This is a genomic window from Variovorax sp. Soil_C_19 (genome assembly GCF_057657255.1).
In genome coordinates, this window is sequence record NZ_JBDGIV010000004.1 from 435,513 (window position 1) to 449,403 (window position 13,891).

Annotated in this window: 17 protein-coding genes; 14 read left to right on the forward strand and 3 right to left on the reverse strand. The window is 69.5% G+C overall.

From position 1 onward, the window contains the following. Positions 1 to 130: 130 nt before the first annotated feature. From AC3A6R_RS11865 to AC3A6R_RS11890, 6 genes are read left to right on the forward strand one after another with little or no spacing between them, the layout of a single operon-like run. Positions 131 to 1,120, forward strand: coding sequence for a 2Fe-2S iron-sulfur cluster-binding protein (locus AC3A6R_RS11865; RefSeq protein ID WP_487859167.1), 990 nt, complete (start codon positions 131 to 133; stop codon positions 1,118 to 1,120). 27 nt (positions 1,121 to 1,147) lie between these two features. Then, a complete protein-coding gene (locus AC3A6R_RS11870) occupies positions 1,148 to 2,407 on the forward strand; it encodes an aromatic ring-hydroxylating dioxygenase subunit alpha (RefSeq protein ID WP_487864415.1) in 1,260 nt (419 codons plus the stop codon). Continuing rightward, positions 2,404 to 2,889 carry an aromatic-ring-hydroxylating dioxygenase subunit beta gene (locus tag AC3A6R_RS11875; protein WP_487859165.1) on the forward strand — a complete coding sequence of 162 codons (486 nt, stop codon included), beginning with the start codon at positions 2,404 to 2,406 and terminating at the stop codon, positions 2,887 to 2,889. Before AC3A6R_RS11870 ends, AC3A6R_RS11875 begins: the two co-directional genes overlap by 4 nt. A gap of 5 nt (positions 2,890 to 2,894) precedes the next feature. After that, positions 2,895 to 3,266, forward strand: coding sequence for a chorismate mutase (locus AC3A6R_RS11880; RefSeq protein WP_487859164.1), 372 nt, complete (start codon positions 2,895 to 2,897; stop codon positions 3,264 to 3,266). Beyond that, positions 3,263 to 4,231, forward strand: a complete 969-nt coding sequence (locus AC3A6R_RS11885) for a Bug family tripartite tricarboxylate transporter substrate binding protein (protein ID WP_487859163.1) — start codon at positions 3,263 to 3,265, stop codon at positions 4,229 to 4,231. Before AC3A6R_RS11880 ends, AC3A6R_RS11885 begins: the two co-directional genes overlap by 4 nt. A 15-nt stretch (positions 4,232 to 4,246) precedes the next feature. Further along, a complete protein-coding gene (locus tag AC3A6R_RS11890; RefSeq protein WP_487859162.1) occupies positions 4,247 to 4,567 on the forward strand; it encodes a non-heme iron oxygenase ferredoxin subunit in 321 nt (106 codons plus the stop codon). Positions 4,568 to 4,576: 9 nt separating this feature from the next. On the opposite strand, the gene AC3A6R_RS11895 is transcribed toward AC3A6R_RS11890, so the two are convergent. After that, a complete protein-coding gene (locus tag AC3A6R_RS11895; RefSeq protein ID WP_487859161.1) occupies positions 4,577 to 5,647 on the reverse strand; it encodes a DUF72 domain-containing protein in 1,071 nt (356 codons plus the stop codon). A 62-nt stretch (positions 5,648 to 5,709) separates the two neighbouring features. Between AC3A6R_RS11895 and AC3A6R_RS11900 the strand changes: the two genes are divergently transcribed. From AC3A6R_RS11900 to AC3A6R_RS11930, 7 genes are all read left to right on the forward strand, one after another. Next, complete coding sequence (locus AC3A6R_RS11900) at positions 5,710 to 7,191, forward strand: sensor histidine kinase (RefSeq protein WP_487859160.1); 1,482 nt, start codon at positions 5,710 to 5,712, stop codon at positions 7,189 to 7,191. Then, on the forward strand, positions 7,188 to 7,829 hold the full coding sequence (locus tag AC3A6R_RS11905) for a response regulator transcription factor (RefSeq protein ID WP_487859159.1): 642 nt from the start codon (positions 7,188 to 7,190) through the stop codon (positions 7,827 to 7,829). Before AC3A6R_RS11900 ends, AC3A6R_RS11905 begins: the two co-directional genes overlap by 4 nt. 151 nt (positions 7,830 to 7,980) lie before the next feature. After that, the gene (locus tag AC3A6R_RS11910) at positions 7,981 to 8,481 is read left to right on the forward strand and encodes a GlcG/HbpS family heme-binding protein (RefSeq protein WP_487859158.1); all 501 of its coding nucleotides are present in this window, start codon (positions 7,981 to 7,983) and stop codon (positions 8,479 to 8,481) included. Next, positions 8,481 to 9,197 (forward strand): ankyrin repeat domain-containing protein, encoded by a 717-nt coding sequence (locus tag AC3A6R_RS11915; protein WP_487859157.1) that lies wholly within the window; start codon positions 8,481 to 8,483, stop codon positions 9,195 to 9,197. Before AC3A6R_RS11910 ends, AC3A6R_RS11915 begins: the two co-directional genes overlap by 1 nt. A gap of 61 nt (positions 9,198 to 9,258) precedes the next feature. Then, entirely contained in the window at positions 9,259 to 9,915 is a 657-nt protein-coding gene (locus tag AC3A6R_RS11920; RefSeq protein WP_487859156.1) for an FMN-binding negative transcriptional regulator, read from the forward strand. Next, a complete protein-coding gene (gene tadA, locus AC3A6R_RS11925; protein ID WP_487859155.1) occupies positions 9,915 to 11,009 on the forward strand; it encodes a tRNA adenosine(34) deaminase TadA in 1,095 nt (364 codons plus the stop codon). The genes AC3A6R_RS11920 and tadA overlap by 1 nt, the downstream gene beginning before the upstream one ends. After that, the gene (locus AC3A6R_RS11930; RefSeq protein ID WP_487859154.1) at positions 11,006 to 11,956 is read left to right on the forward strand and encodes an LD-carboxypeptidase; all 951 of its coding nucleotides are present in this window, start codon (positions 11,006 to 11,008) and stop codon (positions 11,954 to 11,956) included. Before tadA ends, AC3A6R_RS11930 begins: the two co-directional genes overlap by 4 nt. 28 nt (positions 11,957 to 11,984) lie before the next feature. Here AC3A6R_RS11930 and AC3A6R_RS11935 read toward each other — a convergent pair whose 3' ends face one another. Beyond that, complete coding sequence (locus tag AC3A6R_RS11935) at positions 11,985 to 12,236, reverse strand: hypothetical protein (protein ID WP_487859153.1); 252 nt, start codon at positions 12,234 to 12,236, stop codon at positions 11,985 to 11,987. A 295-nt stretch (positions 12,237 to 12,531) separates the two neighbouring features. Here AC3A6R_RS11935 and AC3A6R_RS11940 point away from each other — a divergent pair, with 295 nt between their 5' ends. Then, positions 12,532 to 13,476: an adenylate/guanylate cyclase domain-containing protein gene (locus AC3A6R_RS11940; RefSeq protein WP_487859152.1), complete on the forward strand. Its 945-nt coding sequence runs from the start codon at positions 12,532 to 12,534 to the stop codon at positions 13,474 to 13,476. Between the two features lie 15 nt (positions 13,477 to 13,491). Here the strand turns inward: AC3A6R_RS11940 and AC3A6R_RS11945 are convergent, their stop codons facing one another. After that, positions 13,492 to 13,851: a response regulator gene (locus AC3A6R_RS11945; protein WP_487859151.1), complete on the reverse strand. Its 360-nt coding sequence runs from the start codon at positions 13,849 to 13,851 to the stop codon at positions 13,492 to 13,494. Positions 13,852 to 13,891: the final 40 nt, after the last annotated feature.

Sequence of the window (13,891 nt, forward strand, 5' to 3'; positions counted from 1 at the left end):
TTTATTCATGAGCGTGATGTCATCGATTCACCAAATTCTATTGGTCAATTCGACACGGCCGCGCATCATCGCGGCACAGAGACAAGCCGGCCATGGCGCCCGACGCCGCCGGCCCAAGAAAGAGCCCCCGATGGACCTGCACATTCACCCGCTTGCCCGCACCCTCGAGGTTCGCCCCGGCGCGAACCTGCTCGAAGTGCTGCGCGCGCACGACGTACCCGTGTCGTACAGCTGCCTGTCGGGGCGTTGCGGCACCTGCCGCTGCAAGGTGGTGGGGGGCCAGGTGCTCGACGGCGGCCAGGACGCGATCCGCCCGGACGGGCAGGGCGAACGCTACGTGCTGGCCTGCCAGGCCACGCTGACCGAAAGCTGCGCGATCGAGATTCCCGAGCCCGACGAGGTGGTGGTGCATCCGGCACGCATCCTCAAGGCCACGGTCACGGCCATCGATGCGCTCACCCATGACATCCGCCGCCTGCGGCTCAAGCCGAACAAGCCGCTTGCGTTCTCGCCCGGCCAGTATGCGCAGCTGCAGTTCGCGCCCGACCTCGTGCGGCCGTATTCGATGGCCGGACTTTGCGACGACGCGGAACTCGAATTCCACGTGCGCCGGGTGCCGGGCGGGCGCGTCACCGACCACGTCTTCGACCGGCTGCAGCTCGGCGATGCGGTGCGCGTGAGCGGTCCGCTGGGCACGGCCTACCTGCGCACCAAGCACCGCGGGCCCATGCTCTGCGCGGCGGGCGGCACCGGGCTCGCGCCGATCCTGTCGATCGTGCGCGGCGCCGTCGCCGCCGACCTGATGCAGCCGATCCACCTGTACCTGGGCGTGCGTTCCGACGCGGACGTGTACGGCCTGGACGAACTGCGCGCACTCCAGGCGCAGCATCCGGGGCTGAACGTGCACGTGGTGGTCGTCACCGGCCCCGCGCGCGAAGGGCAGCGCCAGGGCCTCATCACCGATGCGATCCGCGCCGACTGGCCCGGTGGCTTCGAAGGCTGGCGCGCCTACCTCTGCGGCTCGCCGCCGATGGTCGAGGCCGTCACGCAGCTCGTGCGCAGCCGCGGCTTGGCGCCCGAGCAGATCCACGCCGACGCCTTCTACCTGCAAGGCACCTGAAGAATTCGAACGAAAGGAGACCCCACGATGAAGACGCAGACCGTGTTCCCCATCGAACTCGCATGGGAGAACGACAAGACCAGCCGCATTCCCTTCATGGCCTACACCGACGAGGCGCTGCACAAGAAGGAACTTCAGCGCTTCTTCTACGAGAAGCACTGGTGCTACGTGGGACTCGAAGCCGAGATACCGAACCCGGGCGACTTCAAGCGCACCGCGATCGGCGAGCGCTCGGTCGTCATGGCGCGCGACGAGGCCGGTGAGATCCATGTGTTCGAGAACGTCTGTGCCCACCGCGGCATGCAGTTCTGCCGCGAGCGCCATGGCAACCGCAAGGAGTTCGTCTGCCCCTATCACCAGTGGAACTACACGCTCAAGGGCGACCTGCAGGGCGTCCCGTTCCGGCGCGGCGTGAAGCAGGATGGCAAGGTCCATGGCGGCATGCCGCCCGACTTCAAGACCGAGGACCACGGCCTGACGAAGCTCAAGGTCGCCTCGCGCGGCGGCGTGGTGTTTGCATCGTTCGACCACGGCATCGAATCGTTCGAGGATTTTCTCGGCCCCGACATCCTGCATTACTTCGACCGCCTGTTCGACGGCCGCAAGCTCACGATCCTGGGCTACAGCCGCCAGCGCATCCCGGGCAACTGGAAGCTGATGCAGGAGAACATCAAGGACCCGTACCACCCGGGCCTGCTGCACACCTGGTTCGTCACCTTCGGGCTCTGGCGCGCCGACAACAAGTCCGAGCTCAAGATGGATGCGCGCGGCCGCCACGCCGCGATGATCTCCACGCGCGGCAGCGCGGGCAAGGCGGCGCAGGTCACGCAGGTGTCGAGCTTCAAGGAGAGCATGCAGCTGAAGGACCCGCGCTTTCTCGACATCGTGCCCGAGCCCTGGTGGGGTGGGCCGACCGCGGTGATGATGACGCTGTTCCCGAGCCTGATCCTGCAGCAGCAGGTCAACAGCGTCTCGACGCGCCACATCCAGCCCGTGGGCCACGATGCCTTCAATTTCGTCTGGACGCATTTCGGCTTCGAGGACGACACCGCCGAGATGACGCAGCGCCGCTTGCGCCAAGCCAACCTGTTCGGCCCGGCGGGCTTCGTGTCGGCCGACGATGGCGAGGTGATCGAGTTCTCGCAGCAAGGCTTCGAGCAGAAGCCGTTCCACCGCACGCTCGCCGAGCTCGGTGGGCGCGAAGTAGCGAACACCGACCACATGGTGACCGAGACGCTGATCCGCGGCATGTACCGCTACTGGCGCGACGTGATGGAGGCGGCATGACGAAAAAGCTCGACCCCGGCGCCTACCTCGAACTCGCGGGGCTCTATGCGGCCTATGCACATGCGGTCGATTCGGGCCAGTGGGACCTGTGGCCCGGCTTCTTCATCGAACAGTGCAGCTATCGGCTGCAGCCGCGCGAGAACCACGCGCGCGGCCTGCCGCTCGCCACGCTATCGTTCGAGAGCCGCGGCATGCTCGAAGACCGCGTCTACGGCATCCAGGAGACGCTGTTCCACGATCCGTACTACCAGCGCCATGTGGTCGGCCTGCCGGTGGTGCACCGGGTCGACGACGACGGCGCGATCCACAGCGAGGCCAACTATGCGGTCTTTCGCACCAAGCTCGACGGGCCCTCCACCGTGTTCAACGTGGGGCGCTACATCGACCGGGTCGTGCCGACGCCCGACGGCCTGAAGTTTGCCGAGCGCCTGTGCGTATTCGACAGCGAAATGATCCCGAATTCCATCATCTATCCGATCTGAACCCCATGACCGAAAAAAAAGAACCCGACACCCACGGTGCGCCGCTCAGGCGCTTTGTCGACCCGGACTACCGGCCGCTGTGCGCCACGCTGGCCGAGGTGCGCCAGAACATCGATGCGCTCGACCGCAAGATCGTCGCGCTGCTGGCCGAACGCGGCCGCTACGTGAAGGACGCCGCGCGCTTCAAGCGCGATGCCTTCCAGGTGTCTGCGCCGCAGCGCCAGCAGGAAGTGATCGACAAGGTGCGCGCGCTGGCCGAAGCGGAGGGCGCCTACCCCGAGGTGGTCGAGGCCGCCTACCGCGCGCTGATCGCGGGTTTTATCGCGCGAGAACAACAGGACCATCAAGGCATGGTCGACCTGGAGGCAACATCATGAAATCGCTTCGTCTTTGGTTGAGCATTGCCGCAACCGCGCTGGCCGCGAGCGCCCATGCGCAGGAATGGCCGCAGCGCCCGGTGCGCATCGTGGTGCCCTACGGCGCCGGCTCGTCGCCCGACATCCTCGCGCGCATCGTCAACGACAAGCTCGCGGCACGCATCGGCCAGCCGCTGATCGTGGAGAACAAGCCCGGCGCGGGCGGCAATACGGGCACGGATTCGGTCAGCAAGGCGCAGCCCGACGGCTACACCTTTTTGCTGTCGGTGAACGCGCCGCTGGTCTACAACACCGTACTCTTCAAGAACCTGCCGTACGACCCCTTCAAGGACCTGGTGCCGGTCTCGCTCGCGGCCACCACGCCCAACGTGTGTGCGGTGTCCAACGCGATGAACGTCGATTCGGTCAAGGGCTGGCTCGCCGCCATGAAGGCGAACCCCGGCAAGTTCAACTTCGCCTCGACCGGCAACGGATCGATCTCGCACCTGGGCGTGGAGCTCATCAAGGCGAAGACCCAGTCGTTCGCGGTGCACATTCCGTACGCATCGTCGGGGCAGGCCGTCACCGCGATCATCCAGGGCGACGTGCACTACGCCTGCCTGCCGCCGGTCGCCGTGATGCCGCAGGCCAAGGCCGGCCGCCTCAAGGCGCTGGCCGTCACCTCGGCCGAGCGTTCGGCGCTGCTGCCCGAGCTGCCGACGCTGCGTGAATCGGGCATTCCCGACATCCAGGCCGTGCCGTGGTTCGCCTACATGGCGCCCAAGGGCACGTCGAGCGACGTGGTGCAGCGCATGAGCCGCGAGATCGCCGCGGTGCTGAAAGACCCCGAGACCCAGAAGCGGCTGCAGACCGCGTACTTCGACCCGGTCGGCAGCACGCCCGAGGCGCTCGCCAAGTTCATGGCCGACGAGCTCGCGCGCTGGAAGCCGGTGATCGAGCGTGCCGGCCTCAAGCCCGACAACTGAGCCAGGAACGAACACATGAGCACCACCACCTGGGTCGACGCCGCGGCGGTCGACGACGTTCCCGCCGACGACGTGATCGGCATCGAGGTGCAGGGGCGCGACATCGCGCTCTACGGCACCGAAGACGGCATCCATGCCACCGACAACATCTGCACCCACGGCCATGCGCGGCTGTGTGACGGTTTTCTCGAAGGCCACGAGATCGAATGCCCGCTGCACCAGGGCCGCTTCGACGTGCGCAGCGGCAAGGCGATGTGCGCGCCGCTCACCGAGGACCTGCGCAGCTATCCGGTGAAGATCGAGGGCGGACGCGTGTACCTGGCGCTGGACGCCTGAGCCGCGCCCTCAGCGCTGTGCGGCTTCGACCACGTCGCGCGCGAGCGAGGCGATGGTCAGCGGCGCGCAGCCCTCGGCGTTGTTGCTGACCGTGACGTAGGCGCGCTGGCCGGCGCCGGTGGTGCCGGCGATCACCTTCGCGAGCGCCGCGCGCGTCTCCGGGTCGGGGTCGACGATCCTGTCGAAGGGGCCGTAGAGCTTCTCGGCATCTTCGTAGCCGAAGCGGCCGTGCCGGCGGTGCAGGTTCCAGCGGCACACCAGTGGCCCCGGCCAGAGCGCGCGCAGCATCGGCAGTTGCGCCTCGATCGGCGGCATCTTGGCATGCAGGCCCATGCAGAAGGTGGCGCCCACGCTGCGCAGCATGGCCGCGAAGGCGGGTGAGAGCAGTTGCGGGTCGCGCACCTCGACGGCGATCACCGCGTCGGGCGCCGTTGGCTTCAAGTTGGGCAGCGCTTCGAGCATGACGCCGATGCGCGCGAGCAGCGCCGGCGTGTCGGCCAGCAGCTGCGAAGGAATCGGGCTCAACTGGAACACCAGCGCGCCGATGCGGTGGCCCAGGCCCTCGAGCGCGGGCTGCACGAACTCCTGGACCGCGAGCTCGCGGTTCAGGAACACCGGGTTGGCCTGCGTGCCGCGGCCGCTTTCGTCGCGCACCGTGGCATCGGTCACGAGGCTCGGCGCCTTCACCACGAAACGGAAGTCGTCGGGCACCATGGCCGCATAGCGCGCGTACTGGCTCGCGGTGAGCGCGCGATAGAAGTTGCGGTCCAGGCTCACGGTGCGAAAGAGCGGATGCTGCGCCAGCGCCGCGAGCCCGTTCTTCGACAGCGCCGACTCGGCGTACTCGCCGTCCCAGACGAGGTGGGCCCAGCCCGGATAGCTCCATGACGAGGTGCCGAGCCGCAAGGCCGGCGGCAGCGCGGAAGCCAGCGCGACGAGCGCCGGATCGATGGGCGCGGGAGCCACCGTGCCGCCGCGCGATTTCTTCTTCGCAAGCGGCTCGGCTTCTTGCGGGCCTGCGGCGGGCGCCTCGGGAGGGCGCGCGAGATCGGGAAAGAGGGGGTCCTGCAGTTCGGTCATTTCTGGGCCCGCATTCTCGGCCACGCGGGGCCGCCCCCGCCGCGCCGGGCACAATCCGCGCCATGAAACAGTGGTTGCGCACGCGGGGTGGCTGGTGGCTGGCATGGCTGGCGCTCACGGCCGTGGGCGCGGTGTGGCTGGCGCGCGCCGAACTCGCGCAACTGCAGCAGGACTTCGAGACCGATGCCCGCATTGCGCACCGGCTCATGAGCCAGCAGATGGTGCAGTACGACGCCGTGCTCGCGACGCTCGCGCTGCTGGAGCCCGGCGCCGAGGCGGGCCAGCCCGAGCAGCGCCTGCCGTCGGTGTATTCGTCGATCCTGCGGGTGCAGCGCCGTGCGCGCGACGAGCCCTGGCCCGACGCCCGCCAGGCCGACGCGCTTGCAGCGGCCGAGGCTCGATCGCGCAGCACGCGTCACGCCGAACTGGCGTCGCTGGCCTTCGCCGAGGCCCGCTACCAGCTCGTGATGGGTGCCACGCCGTTCAGCTATGCGCTCGAGATCGACCTGGCCGGCTCGGTGCCCTGGCGCGACTGGCCGATGAAACCGCAGGACAGTCCGGTGCGCCTGAGCCTGCAGCACGATGGCCAGCAACTGGTGCTGCAGCCCGGCAGGCCGGCGCCCAACGGCTGGCGCTTCGGCCTCTCGAAGGCGCTCGCCTCGCCGAGCCAGCCGTTCCTCATGGTGGCCGAGCGCGAGGTCGGCTGGGCCGAGCTGCCGTGGCGCAGCATGGCCGGTTGGGCCGCCGTGGTGGCGCTGCTGCTCGCGGGCCTGTGGGCCGCACAGCGCCAGCGCATTGCGCGTCGCCGGGCCGAAGAGCTGCTGCGGCTCGGCCAAGTGGCGCGGCTCAATGCGCTCGGCGAACTCTCGGCCGGGCTGGCGCACGAACTCAACCAGCCGCTCACCGCCGTGCTGGCCAATGCCCAGGCTGCGCGCCGCCTGCTCGACGACGATCCGCCCGACCTCGCGACCGCCCGCGACGCGATGGGCCAGGCGGTCGAGCAGGCCCGCCGCGCGGCCGGCGTGGTCGGCCGGCTGCGCCGCGTGATCGAGCGCCCGGAGGCCGGCGGCGACGTGCGGCCGCTCGTGCTGCAGGAGGTGGTGCGCAGCGCGCTGCACCTGCTGGCGCCCGAAATCGCGAAACGTGGCGTGGCCGCGCAGTTCGATGCCGGTGCCCAGGCGCCGGTGCGCGTGCAGGCCGAAGCGGTGGCGCTGGAGCAGATCGTGCACAACCTGCTGATGAACGCGCTGCAGGCGCTCGACCTCGTGCCGGCCGGCGATCGGCGCCTTTCCGTGGCCGTCGGGCGCAACGGCCAAGAGGGCGTGCTGACCGTCACCGACAACGGACGCGGTATCGCGCCCGAGGCCATGCCGCGTCTTTTCGAGCCTTTCTTCAGCACGCGGGAGGGCGGCCTCGGCCTGGGGCTGAGCCTCAGCGAGACGCTCGCGAGCGGCATGGGCGGCAGCCTGAGCGCCGCCCATGCGTCGCCGCGCGGCGCGCGGTTCACCTTGCTGCTGCCGCTGGTGGCGCCCCCTACGCCATGAATGCACCTGCCGCCGGCCCTCAGCCGCAGTCCCCGCTGGTCCACCTGATCGACGACGACCAGGCCGTGCGCGAGGGCCTTGCGCTCTTGATCGGCACCGTCGGCCTGCGCGTGCAGGGCTGGGCCGATCCGCAGGCCTTCATCGACGGCTTCGACCGCGCAGGCGTCGGCGCCATCGTGCTCGACGTGCGCATGCCCGGCATCAGCGGCCTCACGGTGCTCGACCGGCTGGTGGCGCAGGGCGTCGACCAGCCCGTGATCATGCTGACCGGCCACGGCACGGTGGAGATGTGCCGCCGCGCATTCAAGGCCGGCGCGGCCGAGTTCCTCGAGAAGCCGGTCGACGACGAGCAGCTGCTCGAGGCGCTGCAGCAGGCGGTGCGCCAGCATGTGCGCTCGCGCGAGCGCTCGCAGGCCGACCAGGCCGCGCGCGAGCGGGTGGCGCAGCTCTCCGAGCGCGAGCGCGAGGTGCTGGCCTTCATCGTCCAGGGGCTCACCAACAAGGAGATCGCGCGCACGCTCGCGCTGTCGCCGCGCACGGTCGAGACGCACCGCGCCAACCTGTTCGCCAAACTCGAAAGCGATTCGCTCGCGCAGCTGATCCGGCGCTATGCGCTGGTGGTGGCGCCGCAGGACTGACCGGCGCAGACACGCTCCGTCGTCTCCGTATTTTTACGGAGCGCCGGGCGTAGCCGTACGAATGGCCCGCAAGCGCCGCGGCTTCTACAGTTCGTGCAGCCGTCGACACACCGTCGGCGCAGCCCCTGCACCCCTGGAGAAACAACACACCATGCGTTCCATCCTTCGCTTCAGCACCGCCGCCGTCCTGCTCGCCGCTTCGGCCGTTCAAGCCCAGACGCCGGCACCCGCCGTGCGCACCGAAAAGAACATCTCGCTGGCGCTCGCGAACCAGATCGCGGCCGAAACCGTGGCCGCGTGCAGCGCCCTCGGCTACAACGTGGCCGCCACCGTGGTCGACCGCGCCGGCACCGTGCGCGCCGTACAGCGCGCCGACAACGCCGGCCCGCACACGCTGGCCTCGAGCGAGCGCAAGGCCTGGACCTCGGCCTCGGCCAAGGCCCCCACGCAGGCCATGATGGAAGGCGCCCAGAAGAACCCCGGCGCCGCCAACCTGGTCTACCTGCCGGGCTTTCTGCTGCTCGGCGGCGGCGTGCCGGTGAAATCGGGCAACGAAGTGATCGGCGCCGTCGGCGTGGGCGGCGCGCCGGGCGGCCACCTCGACGAGCAGTGCGCAAACGCCGCGCTCGAGAAGGTCAAGGGCCTGCTCTGATGACGATCCAGCGCCGCGCATTGCTCTCGGGCCTCGCCGCCGCTGCGCTCGGCGCCGTGGTGCCGGCCCGCGCGCTGGCGCAGGTGGCGCCGCAGCCCGCCGAGGCCGAGGCCTACCAGGGCCTGCACCGCGCCGCCTGGCGTGGCGACCTCGCGAAGATGAAGGCGCTGATCGCGGCCGGCGCGATGCTCGAGGCGCGCGACGCGCACGGCCGCACGCCGCTGCATGTGGCCGCCCATGCACGCCAGCACGACGCGATCCGGCTGCTTGCCAAGGCCGGCGCCGATCTCGACGCGCTCGAGGCCGACCGCTACGACGCCGTCACCATCGCCGCGGTGGCCGACGACGTGCCGACGCTCGCGCTGCTGCTCGCGCTGGGCGCCAAGCCCGGCCAGATCACGAGCCGCTACGACGGCAACGCCCTGATCGCGGCCGCGCACCTCGGCCACGACGAGGTGGTGCGCCGGCTGATCGCGGCGGGCGCACCGCTCGACCATGTCAACAACCTGCACTGGACCGCAGTGATCGAGTCGATCGTGCTCGGCGACGGCGGCCCGCGCCACCAGCGCACGCTCGCCGCGCTCGTCGAGGCCGGTGCCAGCCTGAAGCTCACCGATCGCCAGGGCAACACGCCGCTGCAGCTCGCGAAGGCGCGCGGCTACGCGGCAATGGTCGCGCTGCTCGAGGCAGCGGGCACGGGCCTACAGCGAAAGTAGCGCGCAGCACGGCTGCTGCCGCTCGGGGACAATCGGGGCCTCGCCACGAGGAATCCGCCCCATGTACATGCCCCCGCAGTTCAATGCCAAGGACCCGGCCATCGCGCTGGAACTGATGCGCGCGCACCCGTTCGCCACGCTGATCTCGAACGACGACGACGGCCTGCCGTTCGTCACGCACCTGCCGCTCGTGGCCGAGCAGGATGCCGACGGCGAACTGGTGCTGTTCGGGCATTGCGCCAAGCCCAATCCGCACTGGCGCTTCCTGCAGGCCCGGCCGCAGGCGGTTGCCAGCTTTCTCGGCCCGCATGCGTACCTTTCGCCATCGGTGTATCCCGACCTCGCGCGCGTGCCGACCTGGAACTACCTGGCGGTGCACTGCACGGTCGAGGCCCGGCTGATCGAAACACCCGAGGCCAAGGACGCGCTGCTCAAGAAGCTCATCGGCGAGCACGAGCCCGCCTATGCGCAGCAGTGGCGCGACCTCGGGGAAGCGTTCCAGCACAAGATGCTGGCCGGCATCATGGGCTTCTCGCTGCACGTGCGCGCGCTGCAATCCAAGGTCAAGCTCAACCAGCACCGGCGCGAATCGCATGCCGCGATGCATGCGATGTATGGCGCAGGCACGCCCGACGAGAGAGCACTCGCCGTGTGGATGGAACGCCTCGGGCTCATGGCCGACATTCCGCAGACCGCCGCTGGTACGCAGAGCGCGTGATGATGGCCGCCGACGACGCGCACTGGATGGCGCTCGCGCTGGCCGAGGCGCGGCTGGCGGCCGAGGCCGGCGAGGTGCCGGTGGGCGCGGTGCTCGTCAAGCAGGGGCAGCTCGTCGCGTCGGGACGCAACCGGCCCGTGGCGCAGCACGACCCGAGCGCGCATGCCGAGATCAACGCGCTGCGCGCCGCCGCCGCTGCGCTCGGCAACTACCGCCTCGACGGCTGCGAGCTGTTCGTCACGCTGGAGCCCTGCGCGATGTGCGCCGGCGCCATGCTGCATGCGCGGCTCGCGCGCGTGGTGTTCGGCGCACCCGATCCCAAGACCGGCGCGGCCGGCTCGGTGCTCGACCTCTTCGCGGAACCGCGGCTCAACCATCGCACGCAGGTGCAGGGCGGGGTGCTCGCCGACGAGTGCAGCGCGGTGCTGCAAGCGTTCTTCCGCCTGCGCCGGGAGGCGGCGCGCGAGCAGGCCGAGCCGCTGCGCGACGACGCGCTGCGCACCCCGGCCGAACGCTTCGAGGCGCTCGAAGGCTATGACTTTTCGCCGCACCATGTGCAGGACCTGCCCACGCTGCAGGGCTGGCGCATGCACTACCTCGACGAAGGCCCGGCCGATGCGCCGCTGGCCCTGTGCCTGCACGGGCCTGGCGAATGGAGCTACTTCTTCCGCCACCTCACAGGCGCGCCGGGACTGCGCACGCTGGTGCCCGACCTGATCGGCTTCGGCCAGAGCGACAAGCCCAAGCGCGAGAGCGTGCATCGGCTCGCGTGGCACTGCGAGGTGCTCTGCGAATGGCTCGACCGCATCGCGCCCGGGGCGCCGGTGGCGCTGGTGCACAGCGCCGCGGGCGGGGCGCTCGCCGCGCTGCTGCAGGCGGCGCGACCCGGGCGATTCACTGCCGTGCTGGCTGCGCCTGACGAGGGCACCGCGGCCGGCGCTGCATGGCGCGCGCCATTCCCGGACCGCGGCCACGAGGCGGCACTGCGCGCGCTCGGCCCGGTCGCCCCGGCCTCGGCATCGGGGCCAAGCCCTGCACAGGCCGCCGCGCTCGGGCGGCAGGTGCGCGAGGCAATGGGATACTCGTCGCCGTGAGCACCAAAAAACACATCTACATCTATTCCCCTTCGAGCGCGGTCCGCGACAAGGCCGCATTCCGCCGCGGCGTCGTGAGGCTCGAGAAGCTCGGCCACGAGGTCGAGATCGACGAAGCCGCGTTGTCGGTGCACCAGCGCTTCGCGGGCGACGACGCCACGCGGCTCGCATCGATCACACGCGCCGCGGCAAGCGGCGCCGACATTGCGCTGATCGCGCGCGGCGGCTACGGGCTCACGCGCATCCTCGATGCGGTTCCCTACAAGGCCGTGGCCAAGGCGATCGACCGCGGCACCGAGTTCGTCGGCCTCAGCGACTTCACCGCGCTGCAGAACGCGCTCTTCGCCAAGACCGGCGCCGTCACCTGGGCCGGACCCGCGGTCGGCGAAGACTTCGGTGCCGAGGGCGGCCCCGACGACATCATGGAAGCCTGCTTCGACGACCTGGTGAGCGGGCAGGGCGAGGGCACCGGCTGGCGCATGCCGGTGCGCGATGCAGAGATCCGGTTCAAGCCGGTGCACGGCGCCACGCTCTGGGGTGGCAACCTTTGCGTGCTCGCGAGCCTGCTCGGCACCCCGTATTTCCCGCAGGTCGACAAGGGCGTGCTGTTCCTCGAGGACGTCAACGAGCATCCCTACCGCATCGAGCGCATGCTCGAGCAGTTGCGCATGGCCGGCGTGCTCGCACGGCAGCGCGCGATCGTGCTGGGCCAGTTCACCGGCATGCGCAAGGTGCCCGGCTACGACCGCGGCTTCGGCTTCGAGGCGGTGGTCGACCGGCTGCGCACGCAGCTCAAGGTGCCGGTGCTCACGGGGCTGCCTTTCGGGCATGTGCCGACCAAGGTGCTGCTGCCCGTGGGCGCCAAGGTCGAACTCGCGGCCGACGGGCGCGACGTGTTCATGGTCTGGGGCCATCGGCATGCGCACGGTCATGGCGACCATGCCTGAAGCCTGACGGCCGGCGGCCGGCGGCCGGTCAGCAGACTCTGTGGTGGCGGCGCGGCCCCATGGAACCGGGCAGGCCGCCCTTGAACATGCCGTTGATGGATTTCATCTGGCGGCGCGCGGCGGTTTCGCCGTCGATCGCGCTCAAGGCCAGCATCACGTCCTGGCGCAGGTACCAGAGAGATTCCACATCGACCGCGAAGCGCACGCGCTGCGCCACCCGCTGAACCGAATGTCCGCCGTGCACCTGAAGCACCTTCAGCATGGCCGCGCGGATGCGCACCAGCTGGTGTTCTGCCATGAGAGCGGTCGACCCAGGACCGGGAATTCCTAGAAGTCGGAGGAGGCGACGGACAAGCAGCATGAGACGAAGCAAAACGTATTGCGGCGACGGTGATGGATACCTTAAGCCTCACACAATCAATTCACAAGCTGGGGAATACCGTCCCTTGTTTACAAACAACAAACTTTACGTTGCAGTTGATCAAATAGGGTAGGAATTGCCTGCCTTTGCAGCGATCGCCCCGGGGGCCACGCGGCAGAAGGGAGAATGGCGAGATCCCATCTTTCAACTTGCCATGGACGTTCAAGCCACCGTCGTTTTCGCGGACCTGACGGAAAGCTCCAGGGTCTTCGAGGCCATGGGCAACGCGCGGGCGACCGAAACGGTGACGCGGCTCACCCAGTGGATCGGCAGCATCTGCCAGGCCCACGGCGGGCGGGTCGTGAAGTCGCTGGGCGACGGCGTGTTCGCCGTCTTCGCGCATGCGGCGCCGGCCACGCAGGCGGTCATCGAACTGCAGCGCTACCACCAGAAGCGGCTCATGGCATGGCCGGCGCCGCTGCGCATGGCGCTGCAGATCGGCGTGGCGAGCGGGGACGTGGTCGAAGTCGAAGGCGACTGCTTCGGCGATGCCGTCAACCTGGCGTCGCGGCTGAGCGACCTGGCGGGGCCGGGCCAGATCTGGGCCACCGACGCGGTCATCGCGCAACTGGGCGAAGGCAGCGTGCGGCACCGCGACCTGGGCCTGCTCACGATCCGCGGCCGCAGCGAGATGTCGGCCGTGCACCGCATCGACTGGCAGGAGGAACTGACGGCCTTCCTCACGGTGCCGGCTGCGCTCGCGCCGCTGCGGCTGCCCGATTCGTCCTTCGGCCAGATCGTGCTCGAATGGCTCGACGTGCGCTCGGAGTTCCGCATCGACGAGCTGCCGATCCACCTGGGGCGCGTCGACGAGGCGCAGTTCGTGGTCGACGATCCGCGGGTTTCCCGGCTGCATGCGCGCATCGAAATGCGCCACGGCAGCTGCGTGCTGATCGACCTGAGCACCTACGGCACCTGGGTGCGCTTCCACGGCAATGGCGGCCCGAGCCACGAGATCGCCTTGCGGCGCGAGGAGTGCGTGCTGCACGGCAGCGGCGAGATCGGCCTCGGCGCGCCACTTGGCGACTTCAGCGCACCGACGATCGCCTTCAACACCTCGGGCGGCGGGGTGCACCTGTCGCGCGGGTTCGCGCGCTGAGCCGCACCGTCGGGGTCAGTGTCCGGCGGCCAGGATGTCCGAGAGTTGGCCGATGTCGATCGGCTTCTGCAGGTGGTGGTCGAACAGGTCGCGCGCGGCAGCGCCTGCGGCGTCGTCGGCCGAAAAGCCCGAAATCGCCACCAGCAGTCGCGGGCTGTGGCCGCTGGTGTCGGCGCGCAGGCGCCTGGCGACCTCGCTGCCCGGAAAATCGGGCAGCGTCAGATCGATGAGCGCCGCATCGAAGCGCTCCGCGGCCGCGGCGTCCATGGCCTGTTGCGCGGTGTAGGTGCAGCGCGCCGTATGGTCCTGCAGGGTCAGCAGCTCCCGCAGCAGGTCTGCGGCAGCTTCGTTGTCATCGACGATCAGCACGTTCACGGAGGCGCTTTCTTAATAAATTCAAAGGTCGATCATGCAG